Source organism: Pseudoalteromonas sp. NZS127_1, from assembly GCF_015864295.1.
GTDB classification, from domain to species: domain Bacteria; phylum Pseudomonadota; class Gammaproteobacteria; order Enterobacterales; family Alteromonadaceae; genus Pseudoalteromonas; species Pseudoalteromonas arctica.
Window position 1 is genome coordinate 1 of sequence record NZ_JADYXO010000016.1, and the last position, 21365, is coordinate 21365.

Genomic DNA, 21365 nt, shown 5'->3' on the forward strand with positions numbered 1-21365 from the left:
GATGGAGCAGTCTGGTAGCTCGTCGGGCTCATAACCCGAAGGTCGTCGGTTCAAATCCGGCTCCCGCAACCAATTCTACTAGTAGGTATTACCTTACTAATTTATATCGCGCATTCTAAGTAATGCGCGTTTTGCGTTTTAGACTATGTAGTTTAATTAGGTCAGTTTACTGACTCGCAACCAAGCTTGGCCCTAGGCCACACAGTTTTATGCTTTATTGGTGTGACGCCCCGCTTGGTTCGGGGCGTTGTTGTATCTGCACCTTGCGATTTGTGGCAATTGTCATCAAATTAAAACTTAAACTCAGTATTTTAGGGCTATAAGCCCTTTTTTTGTTTGTATGGAGGATTTTCGTGACAAAACTTGAACAAGATTTAGTAACCATGTTAACGCCTGCGGTAGAAATGTTAGGCTTTGAATTGCATGGTCTTGAATTTGTGCAAGCGGGTCGCCATTCTACCTTAAGAGTATATATTGCTCATGAGGATGGGATCTCAGTTGATAACTGTGCGGATGCAAGTCGCCAAATTAGTGCGATTTTAGACGTCGAAGACCCAATTACAAATGAATATGATTTGGAAGTATCGTCTCCTGGTGTTGATCGTCTATTATTCAAACAAGATCACTACGAGCAGGCGCAAGGAGAGGAAGTACGCGTGCGTACTAAACTTCCACAGGATGGTCGTCGTAATTTTAAAGGCGACTTAGTAGCAGTTAGCAGCGATATGATCACACTATCTAGCGATGGTGCAGAGCATCTGATCATGCTTAGTAACATCGAACGTGCGAATTTAATCGCGAAGTTTTAAATTCGAGTGCGAAGGAATAGGGCAAGCGAGGCATTACCCATGGCAAAAGAGATATTATTGGTTGCTGAAGCCGTTTCCAATGAGAAAGCGGTTCCAAAAGAAAAGATTTTTGAAGCTCTAGAGTTCGCTTTAGCGACAGCTACAAAGAAAAAACACGATGGCGAAATTGAAGTACGCGTAGCAATTGACCGTAAAACTGGTGATTACGATACGTTCCGTCGTTGGCAGATTGCCGCTGTATTAGAAGATGGTTCTTTAGAGAATCCATACAGCGAAATCACTCTAGAAGCAGCACAGGTTGAAGAACCTGATTTGCAAATGGGTGATTATGTTGAAGAGCAAATCGACTCAATCAAATTTGACCGTATTACAACACAAATGGCTAAGCAAGTTATCGTACAAAAAGTACGTGAAGCTGAGCGTGCTTTAGTTGTTGAAGCATACAAAGATCAAGTAGGTGAGTTGGTAACGGGTGTTGTTAAAAAAGCAACGCGTGACTCTATTGTTCTTGATTTAGGCAATAACGCAGAAGCAGTAATTTACCGTGATGACATGTTACCACGTGAAAACTTCCGCCCGGGTGACCGTATTCGTGGCTTTTTATATGAAGTTAAGCCTGAAGCACGCGGTGCACAATTATTTGTAACGCGCTCTAAACCTGAAATGCTAATGGAATTATTCCGCATTGAGGTGCCAGAAATTGGCGAAGAGATGATTGAATTACGTGCTGCAGCACGTGATCCAGGTTCACGCGCTAAAATTGCTGTTAAATCTAACGACAAACGCATTGACCCAATTGGTGCATGTGTTGGTATGCGTGGCGCACGAGTGCAAGCTGTATCGTCAGAACTTGGCGGTGAGCGTGTTGATATCGTACTTTACGATGACAACCCGGCACAATTTGTTATCAATGCAATGGCGCCAGCAGAAGTTGCTTCAATCGTAATGGATGAAGACACTCACTCAATGGATATCGCTGTAGAAGCAGATAACCTAGCGCAAGCAATTGGTCGTAATGGTCAAAACGTTCGTTTAGCAAGTCAGTTAACTGGCTGGGAACTAAACGTAATGACTGTTGAAGACATGCGTACTAAAAATGAAGCTGAATCTGATAAGTTACTTAACTTATTCACTGAAAATTTAGAAATTGATGATGAGTTTGCATCATTACTTATCAACGAAGGTTTCTCTACACTTGAAGAAGTGGCGTATGTACCAGCGTCTGAATTTTTAGAAATTGATGGTCTTGATGAAGAGACTGTAGATTTACTGCGTTCACGCGCAAAAGATGCATTGACTACTAAAGCACTTAAAACGGAAGAAAGCTTAGATGGCGCAGAGCCAGCTGAAGACTTACTTGCGCTTGAAGGCTTAGAACGTCACTTAGCATTTGTGATGGCAAGCAAGGGTGTTGTTACACTTGAAGACTTGGCAGAACAAGGTATTGACGAATTAGTTGATATCACAGAAGTTTCATCTGAAAAAGCGGGTGAACTGATTATGGCTGCACGAAACATTTGTTGGTTTGCAGACGAGTAATTTATTAACGGAGGTATTACACACTATGGCAGAAGTAAATGTTGAAAAACTAGCCGGCGATATAGGTACGACTGTTGATAAATTGCTACAGCAGTTTTCACAAGCAGGTATCACTAAGCAAGCAACTGATAATGTAACAGAAGCTGAAAAAGCAACGTTACTTGATCATTTAAGTAAGCATCATGGCGGTACAGGTTCAGATGGCCCTGCGCGCATGACTTTACAACGTAAGAGCAAAAGCACGCTAAGTGTGACTGGCTCTACGGGTAAAGCAAAAGATGTTCAAGTTGAAGTTCGCAAAACACGTACTTACGTGAAGAAAAGCGCAATGGAACAAGAGCAAGAGCAAGCACGCTTAGCTGCTGAAGAAAAAGTGCGCCTTGAAGAGCAGCAAAAAGCTGACCAAGAAGCCGCAGAATTAAAAGCGAAACAAGAGGCAGAACGCAAAGCGAAAGAAGACGCTGACCGTAAAGCCAAAGAAGAAGCTAAACGCAAAGCTGATGCAGAGCGTAAAGCGAAACAAAAGCAGATGACCCCAGAGCAAAGTGCTAAGTCTGAGAAAGATCGCATAGAAGCTGAGCGTCTGCAAAAAGAAGCAGAAGAGGCCGCATTGAAGAAAGCTGAAGAAGAAGCGAAACGTCAAGCAGAAGAAGCAAGAAAGCTAGCTGAAGAGAATTCAGCACGCTGGAAGAAAGAAGAAGAAGAACGTAAGAAACGCGAAGAAACAGCGGATCACCATCTTACGACTTCTACTTATGCACGTGAAGCAGAAGATGTTGCCGATGCTCGTGATGAGCAAGGTACACGCCGTGCTAAGAAAAAGAAAAAAGCGCCAGCAAAAGATAAATTTGCAGCGTCAAGAGGCCGTAACAAGTCTAAGCTAAAAGCGCCAGCATCATTACAACATGGTTTCCAAAAACCAACTGTTGATGTTAAAAATGAAGTGCGTATTAGCGAAACAATTACAGTAGCCGAGCTTGCATCACGCATGGCCGTTAAAGGCGCTGAAGTTGTTAAAACAATGATGAAAATGGGTGACATGGTTACTATTAACCAAGTGATTGACCAAGAAGCTGCACAATTAGTTGCAGAAGAAATGGGTCACAAAGTTATCATTGTTAAAGAAAACGAATTAGAGCAAACAGTACTTAATGACCGCCATGAAGATGGTAAGTCAGAGCCTCGTGCTCCAGTAGTAACTGTAATGGGTCACGTTGACCATGGTAAAACATCTACGCTAGATTACATTCGTTCTGCGAAGGTTGCTTCTGGCGAAGCCGGTGGTATTACACAGCATATTGGTGCATACCATGTTGATGTAAACGGCAATATGATTACGTTCTTAGATACTCCAGGACATGCTGCATTTACATCAATGCGTGCTCGTGGTGCTAAAGCGACTGATATCGTAATCCTAGTGGTTGCAGCAGATGATGGCGTTATGCCACAAACTAAAGAAGCGGTACAGCATGCACGTGCAGCTGGCGTTCCTTTAATCATTGCTGTAAACAAAATGGATAAAGAAGGCGCAGATCCAGATCGTGTTAAAAACGAACTTGCTGTACTAGACGTTATTCCAGAAGAATGGGGCGGCGATACGCAGTACGTTCATATCTCAGCTAAAACTGGCTTAGGTATTGACGACCTTCTTGAAGCAGTATTGAACCAATCTGAGCTTCTAGAGCTTTCTGCACCGACTGAAGGTATGGCGGCTGGTGTTGTTATTGAATCTCGTCTTGATAAAGGCCGTGGTCCAGTAGCATCAGTACTTGTTCAATCTGGTACGCTTAACCAAGGTGACATTGTATTATGTGGTCTTGAGTATGGCCGTGTTCGTGCAATGCGCGATGAAAACGGTAAAGACATTAAGTCTGCTGGTCCATCTATTCCAGTTGAGATTTTAGGTCTTTCTGGTATTCCAGCTGCGGGCGACGAAGCGACTGTAGTTAAAGATGAACGTAAAGCGCGTGAAGTTGCTTTATACCGTCAAGGTAAGTTCCGCGATGTTAAACTAGCACGTCAACAAAAAGCTAAGCTTGAAAACATGTTTACTAACATGACTGAAGGCGATGTTTCTGAAGTTAACGTGGTACTTAAAGCTGACGTTCAAGGTTCTATCGAAGCAATCTCTGATTCACTAACTAAACTTTCTACTGATGAAGTAAAAGTGAAGATTGTTGGTTCAGGTGTTGGTGGTATTACCGAAACTGATGCAACACTAGCTGCAGCGTCTAACGCAATTGTAGTTGGCTTTAACGTTCGTGCTGATGCTTCAGCTCGTAAAGTTATCGAGACTGAAAACTTAGACCTACGTTACTACAGCGTAATTTATGCCTTGATTGACGAAGTTAAACAAGCAATGTCAGGTATGTTAGCGCCAGAGTTTAAACAAGAAATCATTGGTCTTGCTCAAGTTCGTGACGTATTCAAGTCTCCAAAAATTGGCGCAATCGCTGGTTGTATGGTTACTGAAGGTGTTATTAAACGTAGCGCTCCAATCCGTGTACTACGTGAAAACGTTGTTATCTATGAAGGTGAACTTGAGTCACTTCGTCGCTTTAAAGACGATGTTGCTGATGTTCGTAACGGCATGGAATGTGGTATCGGCGTTAAGAACTACAATGACGTACGTGTTGGTGACCAAATCGAAGTATTCGAAACAGTTGAAGTACAACGTACTCTATAATTGTTACTAGGGAGTATTGAACGCTCAGGTTAACGCCGGACGTTCTACACACCCTACGCTAAGATTTTAAATGGGGGCTTAGCCCCCATTTGCATATCCATTATTTAGTTAACTTATTATTTAATTTCAATAAGTTATTATTTTAGGACAAGTATAATGAGAGAATTTTCTCGCACTGATCGTGTTGCACAGCAAATCCAAAAAGAGATTGCTGTAATTTTACAACGCGAAATTAAAGATCCACGCTTAGGTATGGTGACAGTGTCAGCGGTAGAAGTATCGCGCGATTTATCTTATGCCAAAATTTTCATTACTGTGTTTAACACACAAGATGAAGACGCAGCAAAGCAAAGCGCAAAAGTACTTAATGAAGCAACGGGCTATATTCGCTCGTTACTTGGTAAGCGTATCCGTGCACGTATAATGCCTGAGTTAAAGTTTGTAGTTGATAACTCATTAATGGAAGGTATGCGTATTTCTAACTTAGTGGATTCTATTATCCGCGAAGATAACGCAAAGCATGTAGATGAAGACGTAGAAAGTGTTGATGCTGCTGATGTTTCAGATAGCGAAGAAGGTACTGATCACGTAGACGATACAGATAGCGAAGAAGGCACTGATACAGATGGCAAAGCGCAGTAAAGGCCGTGCAGTTGACGGTATTTTGTTGTTAAACAAACCTGAAGGCATTTCATCAAATAAAGCATTACAGCAAGCAAAAAGTGTTTATTTTGCGCAAAAAGCTGGACACACAGGTGCTTTAGATCCACTTGCCACAGGTATGCTGCCAATTTGTTTTGGTGAAGCGACTAAGTTTACGCAGTTTTTACTCGATACAGATAAAACCTATATCGTTCGAGCACAACTGGGTGAGCGTACAACAACATCAGATTCTGATGGCGAAATTGTTAGCACTAAAGATGTGAACGTTACGCGTGAACAGCTAACAAAAGAAATAGCTGCTTTTGTTGGTGAGTCTGAACAATATCCGTCAATGTACTCAGCTCTTAAGTACCAAGGTAGACCGTTATATAAGTACGCGCGCGAAGGTATTGAAGTTCCTCGTAAATGCAGAAAAATAAACGTGTTTAGCTTATCGTTTGACGAATTTGATGAACAAAGCAACGTATTACAAATGACGGCCCATGTATCTAAAGGGACCTACATTCGTACAATCGTTGATGATTTAGGCGAAAACCTAGGCTGTGGCGCACACGTTATTATGCTCCACAGAACCGCTGTTGGTCAGTATCCGGCAGATAAAATGGTCTCGCTTGATGAGATTGAAGCGTTGCTTGCTAAAGCGAAAGAAGAAGAGCTTGCGCCTTCAACTTATTTAGACTCGCTATTGCTACCAATTGATACTGCTTTAACTGATTTACCCGTTGTTGAAATTACAAAAGAACAAGGGGGGATTTTTAGTCACGGGCAAGCTGTAGAATTATCAATCGCTTTACCTGATGGTGCAATTAAAGTTGTTGCGGATAATATATTTATTGGTACTGGTGAGCGCAACTCAAACGGTCATTTAAAGGTTAAACGTGGTCTTGCTAGTCAGCAAGACGATTACGTAAAGCCTGAATAAGCAACTAATGTGCCTAACGGTGGCTTATTAGTTGTAGTTGGGGATAATTAGCTTGTAGTTATTCCTACAGTTGGTAGAATACGCCCGCTTAATCGTTTTGGCTGAATTAGTGATCGGCTAAGACACCTTTTAAATTTAATTTTTGGAGTTACTATGTCACTAAGCAATCAAGAAAAAATCGATATCATTGCTAAATTTGCACGTGCAGAAGGCGATACAGGTTCATCAGAAGTACAAGTAGCATTACTTACTTTTGACATCAACAAGCTTCAAGGTCACTTTGCTGATCACAAGCATGACTTCCACTCACGTCGTGGTCTGCTTCGTAAAGTAAGCACTCGCCGTAAACTACTTGATTACCTTAAAGGTAAAGACATCACTAGTTATACTGCGTTAATCAAAGAACTTGGCCTACGTCGCTAAGAACTAGATTATAGAAAAAGGAGCTTTTTAGCTCCTTTTTTTGTGCCTAAAATTTGTGTTTCCAAATTAAGAAAATTCTTAAACCTATTGAATTATAATATAAAACCCCCATTTCATAGACTACCAATAGCTGTTGTATTTACCCGCTAATTAGCCCAGTTTAAATCTAGTAGCGAGTGTGTGTTGACCTTTCGTGATTAATTTTGCAGCTGTATGTTTGGTCTTTAGGCAAGGCAGCGCCTATGTAGTGTGGTTATTCCCCATAAATAGGCGATAACGCAGCATAAATGCCAAACATGCGCTGCCCTGCGGGTTCATCCTAGGGGCGATTAACTCTTTGTTGCTCGATTTTTACTTAGCCCACTAGGTTACAAATCTCGCGCCGTGATTAAATCGACCCTAGATTGAACAAATTTCAATCCACAAAGATCAACACACCCTAGACTCGCATTTTGAAGCAGCTTTGGTATATACTATGCGCGTAGGTAAAAAGGTTTATCTACGCTTATTCACATCATTGCCAATTGTAGTACTTAATTGATTTCCAACTGAATACAATTATGTACTGTAATTGGTACTTTGATGACAACTTATTAGAATACATTTAAGGAATATTTTAAGTGCAAGCAATTATTAAAGAATTCAAACTAGGTCAACATACAGTGACTCTAGAAACTGGTGCAATCGCTCGTCAAGCAGACGGCGCTGTACTTGCAAGCATTGGCGACACTTCAGTTTTAGTAACTGTTGTTGGTAAGCGTGAAGCACAACCTGGCCAAGACTTTTTCCCACTAACAGTTAACTACCAAGAGCGTATGTATGCTGCTGGTCGTATCCCAGGTGGTTTCTTAAAGCGTGAAGGTCGTCCTAACGATGGCGAAACACTTATTGCACGTCTTATTGACCGTCCAATTCGTCCACTTTTCCCAAGCGGTTTTGTAAACGAAGTACAAGTTATTGCTACTGTTGTTTCTGTTAACCCTGAAATCCAACCTGATATGGTTGCGATGATTGGTACTTCAGCAGCACTTGCTATCTCTGGTATCCCGTTCAGTGGTCCAATTGGTGCATCTCGCGTTGGTTACATCAACGGCGAATATGTACTTAACCCTACATTAAAAGAGCTTGAAGAAAGCCAACTTGATTTAGTGGTAGCCGGTACTGATAAAGCGGTACTTATGGTTGAATCAGAAGCTAACGTACTTGCAGAAGACGTAATGCTTGGCGCTGTTGTATATGGTCATGAGCAATCTCAAGCGATCATCACTGCAATCGAAGAATTTAAAGCAGAAGCAGGCAAGCCTACTTGGGATTGGACTGCACCAGCTAAAAACGTTGCACTAGAAGATAAAGTTGCAGCAATTGCTGCTGATAAAGTAGGCGCAGCTTACTTAATCACTGATAAAGTAGCGCGTAAAGAAGCACTTGGCGTAGCTAAAGATGAAGTTGTTGCAGTGTTAACAGCTGAACTTGCTGAAGGCGAGTCTTTAGATAAGCAAGAAATTGGTAAAATCTTCGGTTCACTTGAGAAGAAAATCGTTCGTGGCCGTATCGCTTCTGGCGAAAAACGTATCGATGGTCGTGAACCAGATATGATTCGTGCACTAGATGTAATGACTGGCGTATTACCGCGTACTCACGGTTCTGCTATCTTTACTCGTGGCGAAACTCAAGCGTTAGTAACAGCTACACTTGGTACAGAACGTGATTCACAGTTAATCGACGATTTAACGGGTACTCATAAAAACCACTTTATGCTTAACTACAACTTCCCTCCATTCTGTGTAGGTGAAACTGGTTTTGTTGGTTCTCCTAAGCGTCGTGAAATCGGCCATGGTAACCTTGCTAAGCGTGGTATTGCTGCTGTAATGCCAACATTGACTGAATTCCCATATTCAATCCGTGTAGTATCTGAAATCACTGAATCAAACGGTTCATCTTCAATGGCTTCTGTATGTGGTACTTCACTTGCACTTATGAATGCTGGCGTTCCAATTAAAGCGTCTGTTGCTGGTATTGCGATGGGTCTAGTTAAAGAAGACGATAAATTCGTTGTTCTTTCTGACATCTTAGGTGATGAAGATCACTTAGGTGACATGGACTTTAAAGTTGCTGGTACAGCTGCAGGTATCACTGCACTTCAAATGGATATCAAAATCGAAGGTATCACTCAAGAAATCATGCAAATTGCGCTTAAACAAGCAAAAGCTGCACGTTTACATATCTTAGAAGTGATGGACGAAGCAATTTCTGCTCCTTCTGAAGAGCTATCAATGTTTGCTCCTCGCATATACACAATGAAAATCCCACAGAAGAAAATCGCTGAAGTTATCGGTAAAGGTGGCGCAACTATTCGTCAGCTTACTGAAGAAACTGGTACAACGATTGAAATCGGTGACGACGGTACGATTAAAATTGCCGCTACAGATGGCGAAAGTGCAGCTAATGCAATTAGCCGTATTGAGCAATTAACAGCTGAACTTGAAGTAGGTACTATCTACGAAGGTAAAGTTGTACGTATTGTTGATTTCGGTGCGTTTGTAAACATTCTTCCTGGTAAAGATGGTCTAGTACATATTTCTCAAATTAGTACTGAGCGCGTTAATAACGTGGCTGATCACCTTTCTGAAGGTCAAGAAGTTAAAGTTAAAGTACTAGAAGTAGATCGCCAAGGCCGTGTACGTCTAAGTATTAAAGAAGCAATGGAATCAGCAGCACCTGCAGCTGACGCGCCAACTGACGCGTAATTGTTAACTTATTAATCTAGTTATATTAGCTAGATGATAAAAAAGGGGCTGTTTAGCCCCTTTTTTTATGCTTTAATGAAACCTTATTGGACAAGGTCTGTCTTATATTAATCGCGATATATCTTGGTATTAAGGATTTTAATGATACTCAAACATTTAGCTTTGGCATCTTTTGCTATTTTGTCTTTAAGCGCTTGCCAAACTACAACAGAATCAGAACCAACCCCGATTGTTAATGTGCCATTTACTGCACCTTTAGCCTCTGACTTTAGAAGTGAAATTGCTATTGCACGCTACTCAGAGTTATTGAATAGGGCTGACTTAAGCGAAGAGCAACAAGCTAAGCTTTATTACGACCGTGGTGTACTTTTCGATAGTCTAGGTATGACCACTCTTTCGCGTATTGATTTTAACCGCGCAGTAAAACTTAAGCCTGATTTAGCTGAAGTGTATAATTTTTTAGGTATTCAACATACGCTTATGCAGCAGTACGAAAAAGCCTATGAGTTTTTCGATTCAGCTCTAGAACTTGATGAAGAGCATGAATACGCCTATTTAAATCGAGGAATTGCACTGTATTACGGCGATAGAGCTGGCCTTGCTAAAAATGACTTTAATGAGTTTTTAGCCCGTTCTCCTAACGATCCGTACCGTGTTTTATGGGTTTATTTAGCCCAGGCACAAGAGGATAAAGTAATCGCACTTGATGCCCTTAAACAAAATGCGACTGCGCTTGATGATTCACAATGGGCGTATCAGTTAATTTCTCTTTATACGGGCGATATGAGTGAACATGCATTTTTATCAGGCATTAGTGATGGTGTTAGAACTGAGCAAGAATATGCGCAACGTTTATGTGAAGCTTATTTTTACTTAGCCAAAATGCATCAAGCAGCGGGTGAGCTGTACTTAGCATCAGACTATTTTAGGCTTGCGCTAGCAACCAATGTACATGAGTTTATTGAGTACAAATATGCGCGTTTAGAACTTGAGTTGATGGAAGGTGTTGACGCAAGTTAAGCATTTTAAATTAATAGGTGTATTACTATGTTGTTTGTTAATTACAGGCTCGAGTAATTACCTTGGCGCTATTGGCTTTTGGCATGTTTTAAATACAAAAGCCAATGTTCTACAAAGTTATTGGAATTCACCAGCTTATTTTTCTGATCACCTAGAGCAGTTACCAAAGACCTCTTTAGCTATACTTGCTCGCAGTAAAATTTCCTCAGCACAATATATGTATTCTCTTAAGCTTATTAAAAGCAGTCAGAGTGATACTGCAAAACAATTTTGGCTCTCCGCTATAAATGACTTAACAATCCCAGAGCGTAAAATATTAGCAACAAAGTTACTTGAGCAATCACGTTGGAGCGATTTAGAGTTACTCGCTAGTAAAAACAAATTACCAGCAGGGGATGTACTAAATCATCTAAAACTTCAGTTAAAAATACCACAGAGTAAAATATCTACCGCGTTTATCCACGATCTCGGTTTTTCATCTTTAAGAAATATAAGCAAACCTAATAAGCAATGTATGTTTAACGTGCTGACTATGAGCGATCATCGCAGTGGCTTATATAAACTTACAGAGTTTATTAATGCTTATAATAAACAACCAGAGCCCCGTGAAAATATTTTTTGCTTTTCAAAACCCGTTTACGTTGCGGGTATGCTTGAGTGTAAAAGTAGTACTAGTCAAATAGCAAAGTGTGACTGGCAATCATCTAAACTTAATAGCCAGCTTCCTAACAATTTTGATTTTATAGTGATGATGCCTAAAGATGGAACGGCTAATGTCACGAAGGGAACAATGCTAATAAACTCAAAAGCAAAATACAGTATATTTTTGCATGAGCTGATGCATTTTAACGGTTTTGAAGATGAATACGCTTTGCCTAAAACTAAGCAAGCATGGTTGTGTGCAAAAACGGGTTTTGTTGCACCTAATTTATTTATTTCTCATGGTGAGTCACCGCCAACAGGTTGGCATAAAGCAAAGAGTTGCCAGGTAGGAGGTATTGCTTATAAACCTAGTGAAAATTGGTCTATTATGCAATATCAGCAGTTAGGGCTCTCAGCGCAGTATAGACAACTTTGGTTGAAACATTTAGATATGACCAATGGTAACTTTCATCGTCACCCTGGCGCGCTTACATTTGCAAATAAGGCCATATTAAATTAACAATTATCAGTATTAATTAATTGTTTTTTTAGGCTTAATAAATTGTTAGTTCTTGTTTAAAAAACACCCATACAGAACCGCTTTTTATAGACAAAATCAGTGTTTTTCAGTATAACTATAGTCATTAATGTCGTTTAAAAACAGGCAGTAAAAGCATCACTTAGTATTAAAAAGAGATGCCCTAATAAACTTATGATAATAAAAGGCCCTACATTATGACTTTGCTCTGGATACCCTTGTTATCCTTAATTGGCAGTGTTATTTCTGCATGCACAGGTAAGTTATCCCGCAATTTAAGCACTAGTTTAACGGCTCTTGCGCCTTTGACGGCTTTGGGGATTACTCTATACCATGCACCTGCCGTTTTAGCGGGCGAAACCATTCGTTATTCTTTAGCTTGGATCCCGTCAATAGGACTCGATTTGTCTCTGCGGTTAGACGGCCTCAGTTTATTGTTTATGTTTATGATTTTAGGCATAGGCTTGCTCGTTATCCTCTACACCCGTTACTACCTAAGCGCTAATGACTCAATGGCTAAGCTATATAGTTACTTAATGCTATTTATGACTGCAATGCTTGGTATTGTTATGTCTAACAACGTCATTCAACTGTGGTTGTTTTGGGAATTAACGAGCATCAGCTCATTTTTATTAATTAGTTTTTGGTGGCATAAATCAGAAGCGCGAAAAGGCGCACGTATGGCGCTTGCTGTAACAGGCGCGGGCGGCTTAGCGTTACTTGCTGGATTGATGCTATTAGGTGATATTGTTGGTAGTTACGACCTAGATGTTATTCTAGCGAGTAAAGCAATAATTCAATCTCATGATTTATACGAAGTAGCATTGGTATTGGTGCTACTGGGTGCGTTTACTAAATCGGCACAATTTCCATTTCACTTTTGGCTTCCTCATGCAATGGCAGCGCCTACGCCAGTAAGCGCGTATTTACATTCTGCGACGATGGTAAAAGCCGGTATATTTTTGTTAGCACGTTTTCATCCTGCTTTAGCCGGCACCGATACTTGGTTCTTGCTCGTTGGGTTAACGGGTTTAGCTACGCTGTTGTTTGGCGCTTATATAGCACTATTCAAACACGACTTAAAAGGCTTGTTAGCCTATTCAACAATAAGCCATTTGGGTTTAATAACGCTATTACTCGGACTTGATACTGAACTTGCGACTGTTGCTGCTATTTTTCACATAATTAACCATGCGACGTTTAAAGCGTCGTTATTTATGGCCGTTGGTATTATTGATCACGAAACGGGCACGCGCGATATGCGTAAATTAAATGGTATGTGGCGATACTTACCATACACTGCAACGCTTGCGATGGTCGCGGCGGCTGCAATGGCAGGAGTTCCTTTACTAAATGGCTTCTTGTCTAAAGAAATGTTTTTTGCAGAAACGCTGCATCAGCAAGTGCTTGGTTCTATGTCGTGGTTAATTCCAGTACTGGCAACTGTTGCAGGTGCATTAGCTGTTGCGTACTCAGCACGCTTTATTCATGACGTGTTTTTTAATGGTGAACCAATTGATTTACCTCGTACGCCGCATGAGCCACCGCGCTATATGCGTGTACCAATAGAAATACTTGTTGTGATTTGTTTGTTAGTGGGTATGTTCCCGCACTTTACAATTGATGGCATTTTATCTGCGGCGTCTTTAGCTGTACTTGGAAAAGAAATGCCTGTTTACGAATTAGCTATCTGGCATGGGTTTAACTTGCCTCTACTAATGAGTGCGATGGCGATTGCTGGCGGCTTATTTATTTATATTAATCGTAAATATCTATTTCAATTTCAAGCATCACTACCACCTCTAAACGCTAAAAAAACGTTTGAACGTGTAATCTTAAATATTGTTGCTTGGTGTCAGTCAAAAGTAAACAGTACAGAAAATGGATCGCTGCAGCGCTACCTTGTAATTATGTTAGCGGTAGTATTACTGTGTGCAGGTTGGCCGTTATTTGAAATGCAACAACTTGCCGGAAGCATGCCACTTACCCCTGTTGATGTGCACAATGCAATTGGTGCAGGCTTATTGATTATTGGTGCTCTTGCCACCGTTATTTGGCATCGCTCTCGAATGGTATCGCTATTAATGCTCTCAATTGTAGGATTAATGGTGTCGGTTGTATTTACACGCTTTTCTGCTCCAGATTTAGCGCTTACGCAGCTAACCGTTGAGGTTGTTACTATTATTTTACTTATGTTGGCATTGTTTTTCTTGCCGCAGCATACGCCAAAAGAATCAAGTTCATTACGCGTACTTCGAGACTTAGCAATAGCCTCTACGTTAGGTGTAGTGATAGCGAGTATTTGTTACGCATTACTTACACGTCCATTAGATTCAATCTCAGACTTCTTTATTGCTAACGCTAAAATAGGTGGCGGTGGTACCAACGTGGTTAACGTTATTTTGGTCGACTTTAGGGGCTTTGATACGCTTGGAGAAATTACCGTATTAGGTATTGCCGCATTAGGTATATTTAAAGTACTTTCTCGAATTCCATTATTTATGCCAGCAAGCGACAGCGAAGGGCGCCCATGGGCTAAAGAACGTCATCCAATATTACTGGCGAGTATTTCACAAAGTTTATTACCGCTTGCGTTATTAGTTTCTGCATATATTTTCCTACGTGGACATAACTTACCTGGTGGTGGCTTTATTGCAGGACTGGTAACGTCAATCGCGTTTATTTTGCAATACATGGCGCATGGTACAGCATGGATAAACGAACGCTTTGATGTTAATTATCGCAAAATTATAGCCTCAGGCATCGGTATTTCTTTGTTTACAGGTGTGGGTAGTTGGTTCTTCGATAAGCCATTTTTAACAACTTGGTTTGACTACTTTGATATTCCGTTTGTCGGTAAAACAGAGCTTGCCAGCGCGATTGCATTTGACCTAGGTGTTTACTTAACTGTTGTAGGCGCTACGTTAATGATTTTAGCAAGCTTAGGTAATATGACAGCAGATACCCAGAAAAAAGAGGTAAATATTTAATGGAATTATTGTACGCATCTTGCGTTGGAGTATTGGTCAGTTGCGGTGTGTTTTTACTGCTGAGAGCTCGTACATTCCCTGTAGTACTTGGGCTTACTATGATTTCATACGCTGTTAATTTATTTTTGTTTTCAGCAGGTCGCCTTACTATTAATAAAGCGGTAGTACTTGGTACTGGCACAGAATACGCCGATCCTCTACCTCAAGCATTAGTACTAACTGCAATAGTGATTGGTTTTGCGATGACCGCATTTGTGGTTATTTTGGCAATACGTGGGCGCGCCGATTTAGGTAGTGACCATGTTGATGGTTATGTGCCTAACACCTCTGCAGATAATAAGGAGCAAAAATGATCCAACATTTAGCTTCGCTACCTATTTTATTACCTATGTTGACGGCAGTTATTTTATTGCTGCCGCCATGTGGTAAAAGCGTCAAAATTCGCCGCTTAGTTTCAATTGTAATGGCAATAGCTACTTTTGCCATTAGTGTGCTTTTACTTGTACATATTAATAATACAGGTATTAATGTTTACGCTATTGGTAGTTGGTCTGCACCATTTGGGATAGTCTTAGTCGCTGACATGTTATCTACCTTATTGGTTACGTTAACTTCACTTTTAGGTTTGGGCGCTATTTTATATGGTAGTGCTGGCGATGATGAAAAGGGCAGCTTTTATCATCCACTTGTTCATTTTTTAATATTGGGTGTAAATGGCGCGTTTTTAACTGGCGATTTATTTAACCTATTTGTATTTTTTGAAGTGTTACTGATTGCATCATATGCACTGTTAATGCACGCAGGTGATAAACAAAACACTCGTGCGGCACTGCAATATGTAATATTAAATTTAGTTGGCTCAAGCGTATTTTTAATCGGTTTGGGTATTTTGTACGGTGTACTTGGTACGCTTAATATTGCAGATATGGCGCAAAAAGTATCACAGCTTTCGGGCGATGATGTATACCTAGCAAAAGCAGGTGGTTTATTACTATTAATTGTATTTGCTTTAAAGGCCGCACTATTACCTCTGCATTTATGGCTTCCAAATACGTATTCAAGCGCTAAACCTGTGGTTGCTGCATTGTTTGCGATTATGACCAAAGTAGGCGTTTACGCCATGCTTCGTGTTTACACGGTGATATTTGGCGAACAAGCAGGAGCGCTTGAACATATGGCGCAGCCTTGGCTTTGGGGCTTAGCAATTGCCACCATTATAGTGGGTGCCATTGGCGTTATGGCAGCGCAAGACTTACGTAAACTCACCTCTAACTTAGTATTAGTATCGGTAGGTACGTTGGTTGCGCTAATTGCATTGCAAAATGTAAATGCCACTGCTGCACTTTTATATTATTTAGTGCATTCAACACTTGTTAGTGCCGCACTGTTTTTACTAGCAGACTTAGTTTCAATCCAGCGCGGTAAAGTTGGTGATAGGCTAGTAGCGGGTCGCTCTGTTAAACAACCATTTTTATTAGGTGTGTGCTTTATTGTTGCGGCTTTAACTGTAGTTGGTATGCCGCCACTATCAGGCTTTGTAGGTAAAATTTGGATACTTAAAGCCACATTAAATAGTGAGCAAGCTTTACTATTTTGGCCTGTATATTTAGTAACAAGCTTCGCGTTGTTGGTAGCGCTTTCGCGTGCTGGCACGACCTTGTTTTGGGAGCATAAAAGTAAAAATAGCGAAAACGCAGATTGTGCAAATGCACACCCGTTGCAGGTAATTGTAATTATAGGTTTACTTGCGTGTTCGCCATTGCTCGTTATTTTTGGCGGACCAATAAGTGAATACATGCTAGGTGCTGCTACTCAGTTACATGATATAAGCGGCGGTATTAATGCTGTACTTAAAGGAGGCATGTGATGAGATTACAAGCCCGTTTTCGTTGGTTACCAACGCCATTTCGTAGCTTATTTTTGTTTATGGTTTGGCTATTGTTAAATAATAGCGTGTCGGTAGGGCACTTAGTATTAGCGACTATTTTTGCAATACTTATCCCGATATTAAGTTTTTCGCTTCGCGAGCCTCAGCCACTAATTTTAAAGCCGGGCTTGGCTCTTAAGCAGTTGCTTATTGTGCTGTACGATATTGTCGTAGCAAATTTACAAGTGGCTTTACTTATACTTGGGCCATCTAAAAATTTGCGTCCGGCATTTATAAAAGTACCGATAGATTTAACTCATGATATGCCAATTACCATATTGGCCAGTAGTGTATCGCTTACACCCGGTACAGTGAGTGCAGAGGTTTACCCAATTGCTGAATCGTTACCTGAGGGTGAAGAGCCAACACAACGCTACTTATTAATACATGTGCTTGACCTTAAAGATGAAGAAGCACTTATCAAACAAATAAAACAACGCTACGAAGCTCCACTAAAGGAGATATTTCAATGTTAGACACCGTATTACTCATTGTTTTTTCGATGATTGGCTTATCATTATTGCTTAATTTATGGCGATTGATCATTGGTCCATCAGTGCCTGATCGTGTTTTAGCGCTCGATACAATGTACATTAACGTCATTGCACTGATTATTTTATATAGCATTAGTATGGATACAGGGCTTTATTTTGAAGCTGCACTGCTTATTGCCATGCTAGGTTTCATAAGTACAGTTGCAGTGTGTAAGTATTTACTACGTGGCGATATAATTGAATAAGGTGAAAACATGATCAGCGAATGGGTTGTATCAATATTATTGTTATTTGGTGGTACGTTTATTTTAATTGGCTCAATAGGCTTAGTTAAACTACCTGACTTTTTTATGCGTTTGCATGGGCCAACTAAAGCAACAACGTTGGGCATGGCAAGTATGCTAATTGCAGCTATGGTTTATTTTGCAAATTCAGGGCATGGCCTAAGTGTTAAAGAAATACTCATTACTATATTTTTACTAATTACGGCACCGATTAGTGGTTACATGCTAATAAAGTCAGCTATTCATCATAAGCTAAAAGCCAAAGAAGGCACTAAAGGCCTAGATAATGTAGAAGACGATTAACATAAAAATATATTTATAAAAGGCCGAATAAATTCATTTTACTCGGCCTTTTTAGTGATTGCTTGTACCCTTTACAAGACTAATTAATAATGTAACTATAAAACGATTATTTATATGAAAGGATATTATTATGGGTAAGGTACTACTTTTATCATTACTGATTTTTTCTAGTAGTTTATATGCTGAACAAAATACTAAGCAGCAAAAAATAGATGAACTTATTAGTGTAATGAATTTAGATTCAATGGTTGACTCTATGTACGGCCAGGTTGAAGGTATGATGAAAGGCATGTCAGACCAAATGGGCGTTAAGCCTTCTGAGCAGCCAATTTTTGATAAATACTACGCAGATATGACAGCAGTATTAAAAACGCAAATGAGCTGGGCTAAAATGCAGCCAATGATGGTTAACGTGTATGACAAGCATTTTAATGAACAAGAAATTGCCGATATGTTAGCTTTTTATAAAACAGATACTGGGCAAAAAATACTCGCTAAAATGCCAGTTGTAATGCAAGAATCTATGCAAATGTCACAAAGCTTAATGCAAGATGCAATGCCTAAAATACAAGCTTTAGCGCAGCAACTAAGTGACGAATTAAAAGTATCTCGCGAGGGTGAAAATAAGTAAGGCTGATATTTATCTAAACTTTTATTTTTCATCACATGGGCAGGGTTTACCAATATGGTAGCCCTGTACATAGTTAACACCGATAGTCTCAAGTATTTGGTTAATCTGTTCATTCTCTACAAACTCTGCAATGGTCTGCATTCCCATCATATGGGCTATTTCATTAATAGATTTGACTATTTGTTGATCTACTTGGCTGCGTTCAATATTTTTAATTAAACTGCCATCTATTTTAAGATAATCAGCTGGTAGGTTTTTTAAATATTCGTAAGTAGACGCGCCACTGCCAAAATCATCGATTGCGAACTTAATACCAAGTACTTTCATCTCTCTTATAAAATTTTGAACTTTAGTTATCTGAGATATAGCAGCTGTTTCGGTGATTTCAAAACAAATATTCTTAGCATTGATATCACTTTTTTTTATGAGTTTAATTATGTGTTGTACAAACGCCTCATTACTTAGGCTAATCCCAGATAAGTTAATAGATACAAGGGTATTATTATCAGGGAAAAACTCTCTATATCTCACTAATAAAGTACTCACTACCCATTGATCTATTAATGTTATTAAGCCATTTTTTTCTGCAGCTGGAATAAATAAATCAGGGGGAATTAGTTTATTATCAAGCGCTTTAAAGCGAATTAAAATTTCGTAGTGGGCTTGTTCACTTATAGAAGAGCTTAGTGGAGCTATTTGCTGTTTAACTAAAAAAAACTGATTATTAGTAATAGCTTGGCTAATATTCGCAATATAGCCTATTTGAAGTGCTTCGTTGTATAAACTATTGTTACCGTGATCGGTAATATAAACACGACCTCGGCCTAGTTCTTTAGCTTTATAGCACGCTAGATCTGCTTTACTAAGTAACTCTGTCGCATTTAGTCCATATGTTATAGGCACCATACCTATACTAATACCTGAGTCAAAAATTCGTTCATTCCATATAAACTTATAGCTTCTAATCGTACTAATTATTTTTTCACAGGTGAGCTGAGCTTGCTCTAAAGTTGAATCATTAACTAATAAAGCAAATTCGTCCCCGCCTAAACGTGCAAGTAAGTCTTTATTAGTAATGCTTTGCTTTATAAGTGTCGCGACTTCACATAACATGGCATCACCAACTAGGTGACCTGCGCTGTCATTAACTAATTTGAAGCGGTCTAAATCGAGTATACATAAAAAGCGTGGAGCTTGATTATTTTGCTTATTAGATAAGTAAGCTTTCAGTTTTTCATTAAAGGTTTGGCGATTTATAAGCCCAGTAAGTTGGTCATAGCTTGCTTGATATACGACTCGTTCCGAAAGCTGATGTTGCTGTGTGATATCCTTAATTATTCCGCGGTAACCCGAAAAATTACTGTTTTGATCAAAGGTTGGCTTAGCCACGAGCATTAAAATTTTAAGATCTTTACTGGATAATTTTATTTTTATAATTAGGTTTTTTATTTTATTTTTTTTCTCAGTAGCTACTTTATAATTTTCCCAAGGAAACTCAATATTATTGTTATTTTTCAATAATGACTCAAAGGTATGATTAAGCATTTTTTGCTGAGATAAATTAAAAAATAACGTTGTATTACCAGAAATATAGCAAAGTTCACCTAATTGATTTGTTTCCCAAAATACATTTGCGCCAGCTTGAGCTAAGTCTTTATAACGCTGTTGATTTATATTTAATATTTTTTGGTTTTGCTTTGTACGTCGAATTATTTCAGCCATTAATATAATGATGCACAGTGCTGTGCTAAATGCTGTAATAGTAAGCCAAACGTAGGTTTTGTACTTTTTATAAAAGCTTGTTTTTTGATTAATAAGAACTTTAGGTGTGGGGGTTAAAGCTAAATTAATACCAATTTCTTCTAATTTTCCAACATCTAAAACCCATATGCTTTGCGCCTGTAAAATAGGCTGTAACAGTGAAGCCTCAGTACCATTTAATATTTTCTTAATGAGCTGACTCGTCTGCATTGCGTGCTGAATACCGTCAAGTTCGTGTGCGCCAGTTGCGCCATTATTTAACGTAACTTTTGCAATAGTGAATATGGGTCTAGTAGTATGCTTAGCTAGTAAAGAGCTACTCTCGCTCCAGCGAATAAGTTCATTTCTTTGATTGGGATTAATGAGTTGTCCGATCACCAGTATTGGAATGTTTTTAGAGTATGGGGTAAGTGTTGTTGCAATATCTATTTCATTTAAATCGATGACCTCATAAATATGTTTAGGTGCTTTTGGGTCCTTATTAATTGCTCTAATTTTATTTAAGTTTATTTTACCGGTTATACTGCTGTCGGAAATAACAATTAACTGTTCTTTCCCCGTCATTCTCTTTATATCGAATACTGTTTGGGCAAGGTTTCTATTTTCGAAAACACCTGTCATGTTTTTTTTTGCTAAAATTTCAGGTGTAACTTGGTTAATACCACTGTATACAATTGGTAATGAAGGGAAAAATGTAGCCCTGTGACCTGTCACCCACTCGAGTGCAGAGTCATCTGTTACAGCAATAAGGCTTAAATTAGTAGATATGTATTTGTGTTGGAGGTAGGTCAAAAATTGTTCTTTAAATTTTCCTTGAGGATAGCGCTTAGCATCCATAAATTCATGGAATAAATGCGTACTTTTTTCTTCTTTAAAAGAATCTTCAAATCCTTTTTTAAGCATACTGGTCCACTCATGCTCACTATGATAAGAATGAATGATCAGAATATTATTTTTAGCATTTTCTGCTATGCCTAGATTGCTAT

17 protein-coding genes are annotated in these 21365 nt (G+C 39.5%); 16 read left to right on the top strand and 1 reads right to left on the bottom strand.

What is annotated here, in order from left to right:
* The first annotated feature begins 353 nt into the window (after positions 1-353).
* The 16 genes from rimP to I6F50_RS14175 all read left to right on the top strand — a co-directional run bounded on the left by rimP (position 354) and on the right by I6F50_RS14175 (position 18618).
* The gene (rimP, locus tag I6F50_RS14100) at positions 354-809 is read left to right on the top strand and encodes a ribosome maturation factor RimP (protein ID WP_002958482.1); all 456 of its coding nucleotides are present in this window, start codon (positions 354-356) and stop codon (positions 807-809) included.
* Between the two features lie 39 nt (positions 810-848).
* Positions 849-2348 carry a transcription termination factor NusA gene (nusA, locus tag I6F50_RS14105; protein WP_197141540.1) on the top strand — a complete coding sequence of 500 codons (1500 nt, stop codon included), beginning with the start codon at positions 849-851 and terminating at the stop codon, positions 2346-2348.
* Between the two features lie 25 nt (positions 2349-2373).
* A complete protein-coding gene (infB, locus tag I6F50_RS14110; protein WP_197141542.1) occupies positions 2374-5034 on the top strand; it encodes a translation initiation factor IF-2 in 2661 nt (886 codons plus the stop codon).
* A 156-nt stretch (positions 5035-5190) separates the two neighbouring features.
* A complete protein-coding gene (gene rbfA, locus I6F50_RS14115) occupies positions 5191-5676 on the top strand; it encodes a 30S ribosome-binding factor RbfA (protein WP_007585506.1) in 486 nt (161 codons plus the stop codon).
* Positions 5660-6619, top strand: a complete 960-nt coding sequence (gene truB / locus I6F50_RS14120) for a tRNA pseudouridine(55) synthase TruB (protein ID WP_007585508.1) — start codon at positions 5660-5662, stop codon at positions 6617-6619. Before rbfA ends, truB begins: the two co-directional genes overlap by 17 nt.
* A gap of 153 nt (positions 6620-6772) precedes the next feature.
* Positions 6773-7042, top strand: a complete 270-nt coding sequence (gene rpsO, locus I6F50_RS14125) for a 30S ribosomal protein S15 (protein ID WP_007585509.1) — start codon at positions 6773-6775, stop codon at positions 7040-7042.
* A gap of 620 nt (positions 7043-7662) precedes the next feature.
* On the top strand, positions 7663-9789 hold the full coding sequence (gene pnp, locus I6F50_RS14130; RefSeq protein WP_007585511.1) for a polyribonucleotide nucleotidyltransferase: 2127 nt from the start codon (positions 7663-7665) through the stop codon (positions 9787-9789).
* Between the two features lie 141 nt (positions 9790-9930).
* A complete protein-coding gene (gene nlpI, locus I6F50_RS14135; RefSeq protein ID WP_010554683.1) occupies positions 9931-10809 on the top strand; it encodes a lipoprotein NlpI in 879 nt (292 codons plus the stop codon).
* Positions 10796-11971 (top strand): hypothetical protein, encoded by a 1176-nt coding sequence (locus tag I6F50_RS14140; protein WP_197176531.1) that lies wholly within the window; start codon positions 10796-10798, stop codon positions 11969-11971. The genes nlpI and I6F50_RS14140 overlap by 14 nt, the downstream gene beginning before the upstream one ends.
* A 215-nt stretch (positions 11972-12186) precedes the next feature.
* On the top strand, positions 12187-14979 hold the full coding sequence (locus I6F50_RS14145) for a monovalent cation/H+ antiporter subunit A (RefSeq protein WP_165728932.1): 2793 nt from the start codon (positions 12187-12189) through the stop codon (positions 14977-14979).
* The gene (locus I6F50_RS14150) at positions 14979-15332 is read left to right on the top strand and encodes a Na+/H+ antiporter subunit C (protein WP_010554685.1); all 354 of its coding nucleotides are present in this window, start codon (positions 14979-14981) and stop codon (positions 15330-15332) included. The genes I6F50_RS14145 and I6F50_RS14150 overlap by 1 nt, the downstream gene beginning before the upstream one ends.
* Positions 15329-16846, top strand: a complete 1518-nt coding sequence (locus I6F50_RS14155; protein ID WP_010554686.1) for a monovalent cation/H+ antiporter subunit D — start codon at positions 15329-15331, stop codon at positions 16844-16846. The genes I6F50_RS14150 and I6F50_RS14155 overlap by 4 nt, the downstream gene beginning before the upstream one ends.
* Positions 16846-17382: a Na+/H+ antiporter subunit E gene (locus I6F50_RS14160; protein ID WP_007585523.1), complete on the top strand. Its 537-nt coding sequence runs from the start codon at positions 16846-16848 to the stop codon at positions 17380-17382. The genes I6F50_RS14155 and I6F50_RS14160 overlap by 1 nt, the downstream gene beginning before the upstream one ends.
* Entirely contained in the window at positions 17376-17645 is a 270-nt protein-coding gene (locus tag I6F50_RS14165) for a K+/H+ antiporter subunit F (RefSeq protein ID WP_007378493.1), read from the top strand. Before I6F50_RS14160 ends, I6F50_RS14165 begins: the two co-directional genes overlap by 7 nt.
* A 9-nt stretch (positions 17646-17654) precedes the next feature.
* A complete protein-coding gene (locus I6F50_RS14170; RefSeq protein WP_007585525.1) occupies positions 17655-17987 on the top strand; it encodes a Na+/H+ antiporter subunit G in 333 nt (110 codons plus the stop codon).
* Between the two features lie 130 nt (positions 17988-18117).
* Positions 18118-18618 (top strand): DUF2059 domain-containing protein, encoded by a 501-nt coding sequence (locus I6F50_RS14175; protein ID WP_165742258.1) that lies wholly within the window; start codon positions 18118-18120, stop codon positions 18616-18618.
* Between the two features lie 21 nt (positions 18619-18639).
* Here the strand turns inward: I6F50_RS14175 and I6F50_RS14180 are convergent, their stop codons facing one another.
* Positions 18640-21282, bottom strand: coding sequence for an EAL domain-containing protein (locus I6F50_RS14180; RefSeq protein WP_166419157.1), 2643 nt, complete (start codon positions 21280-21282; stop codon positions 18640-18642).
* Positions 21283-21365: the final 83 nt, after the last annotated feature.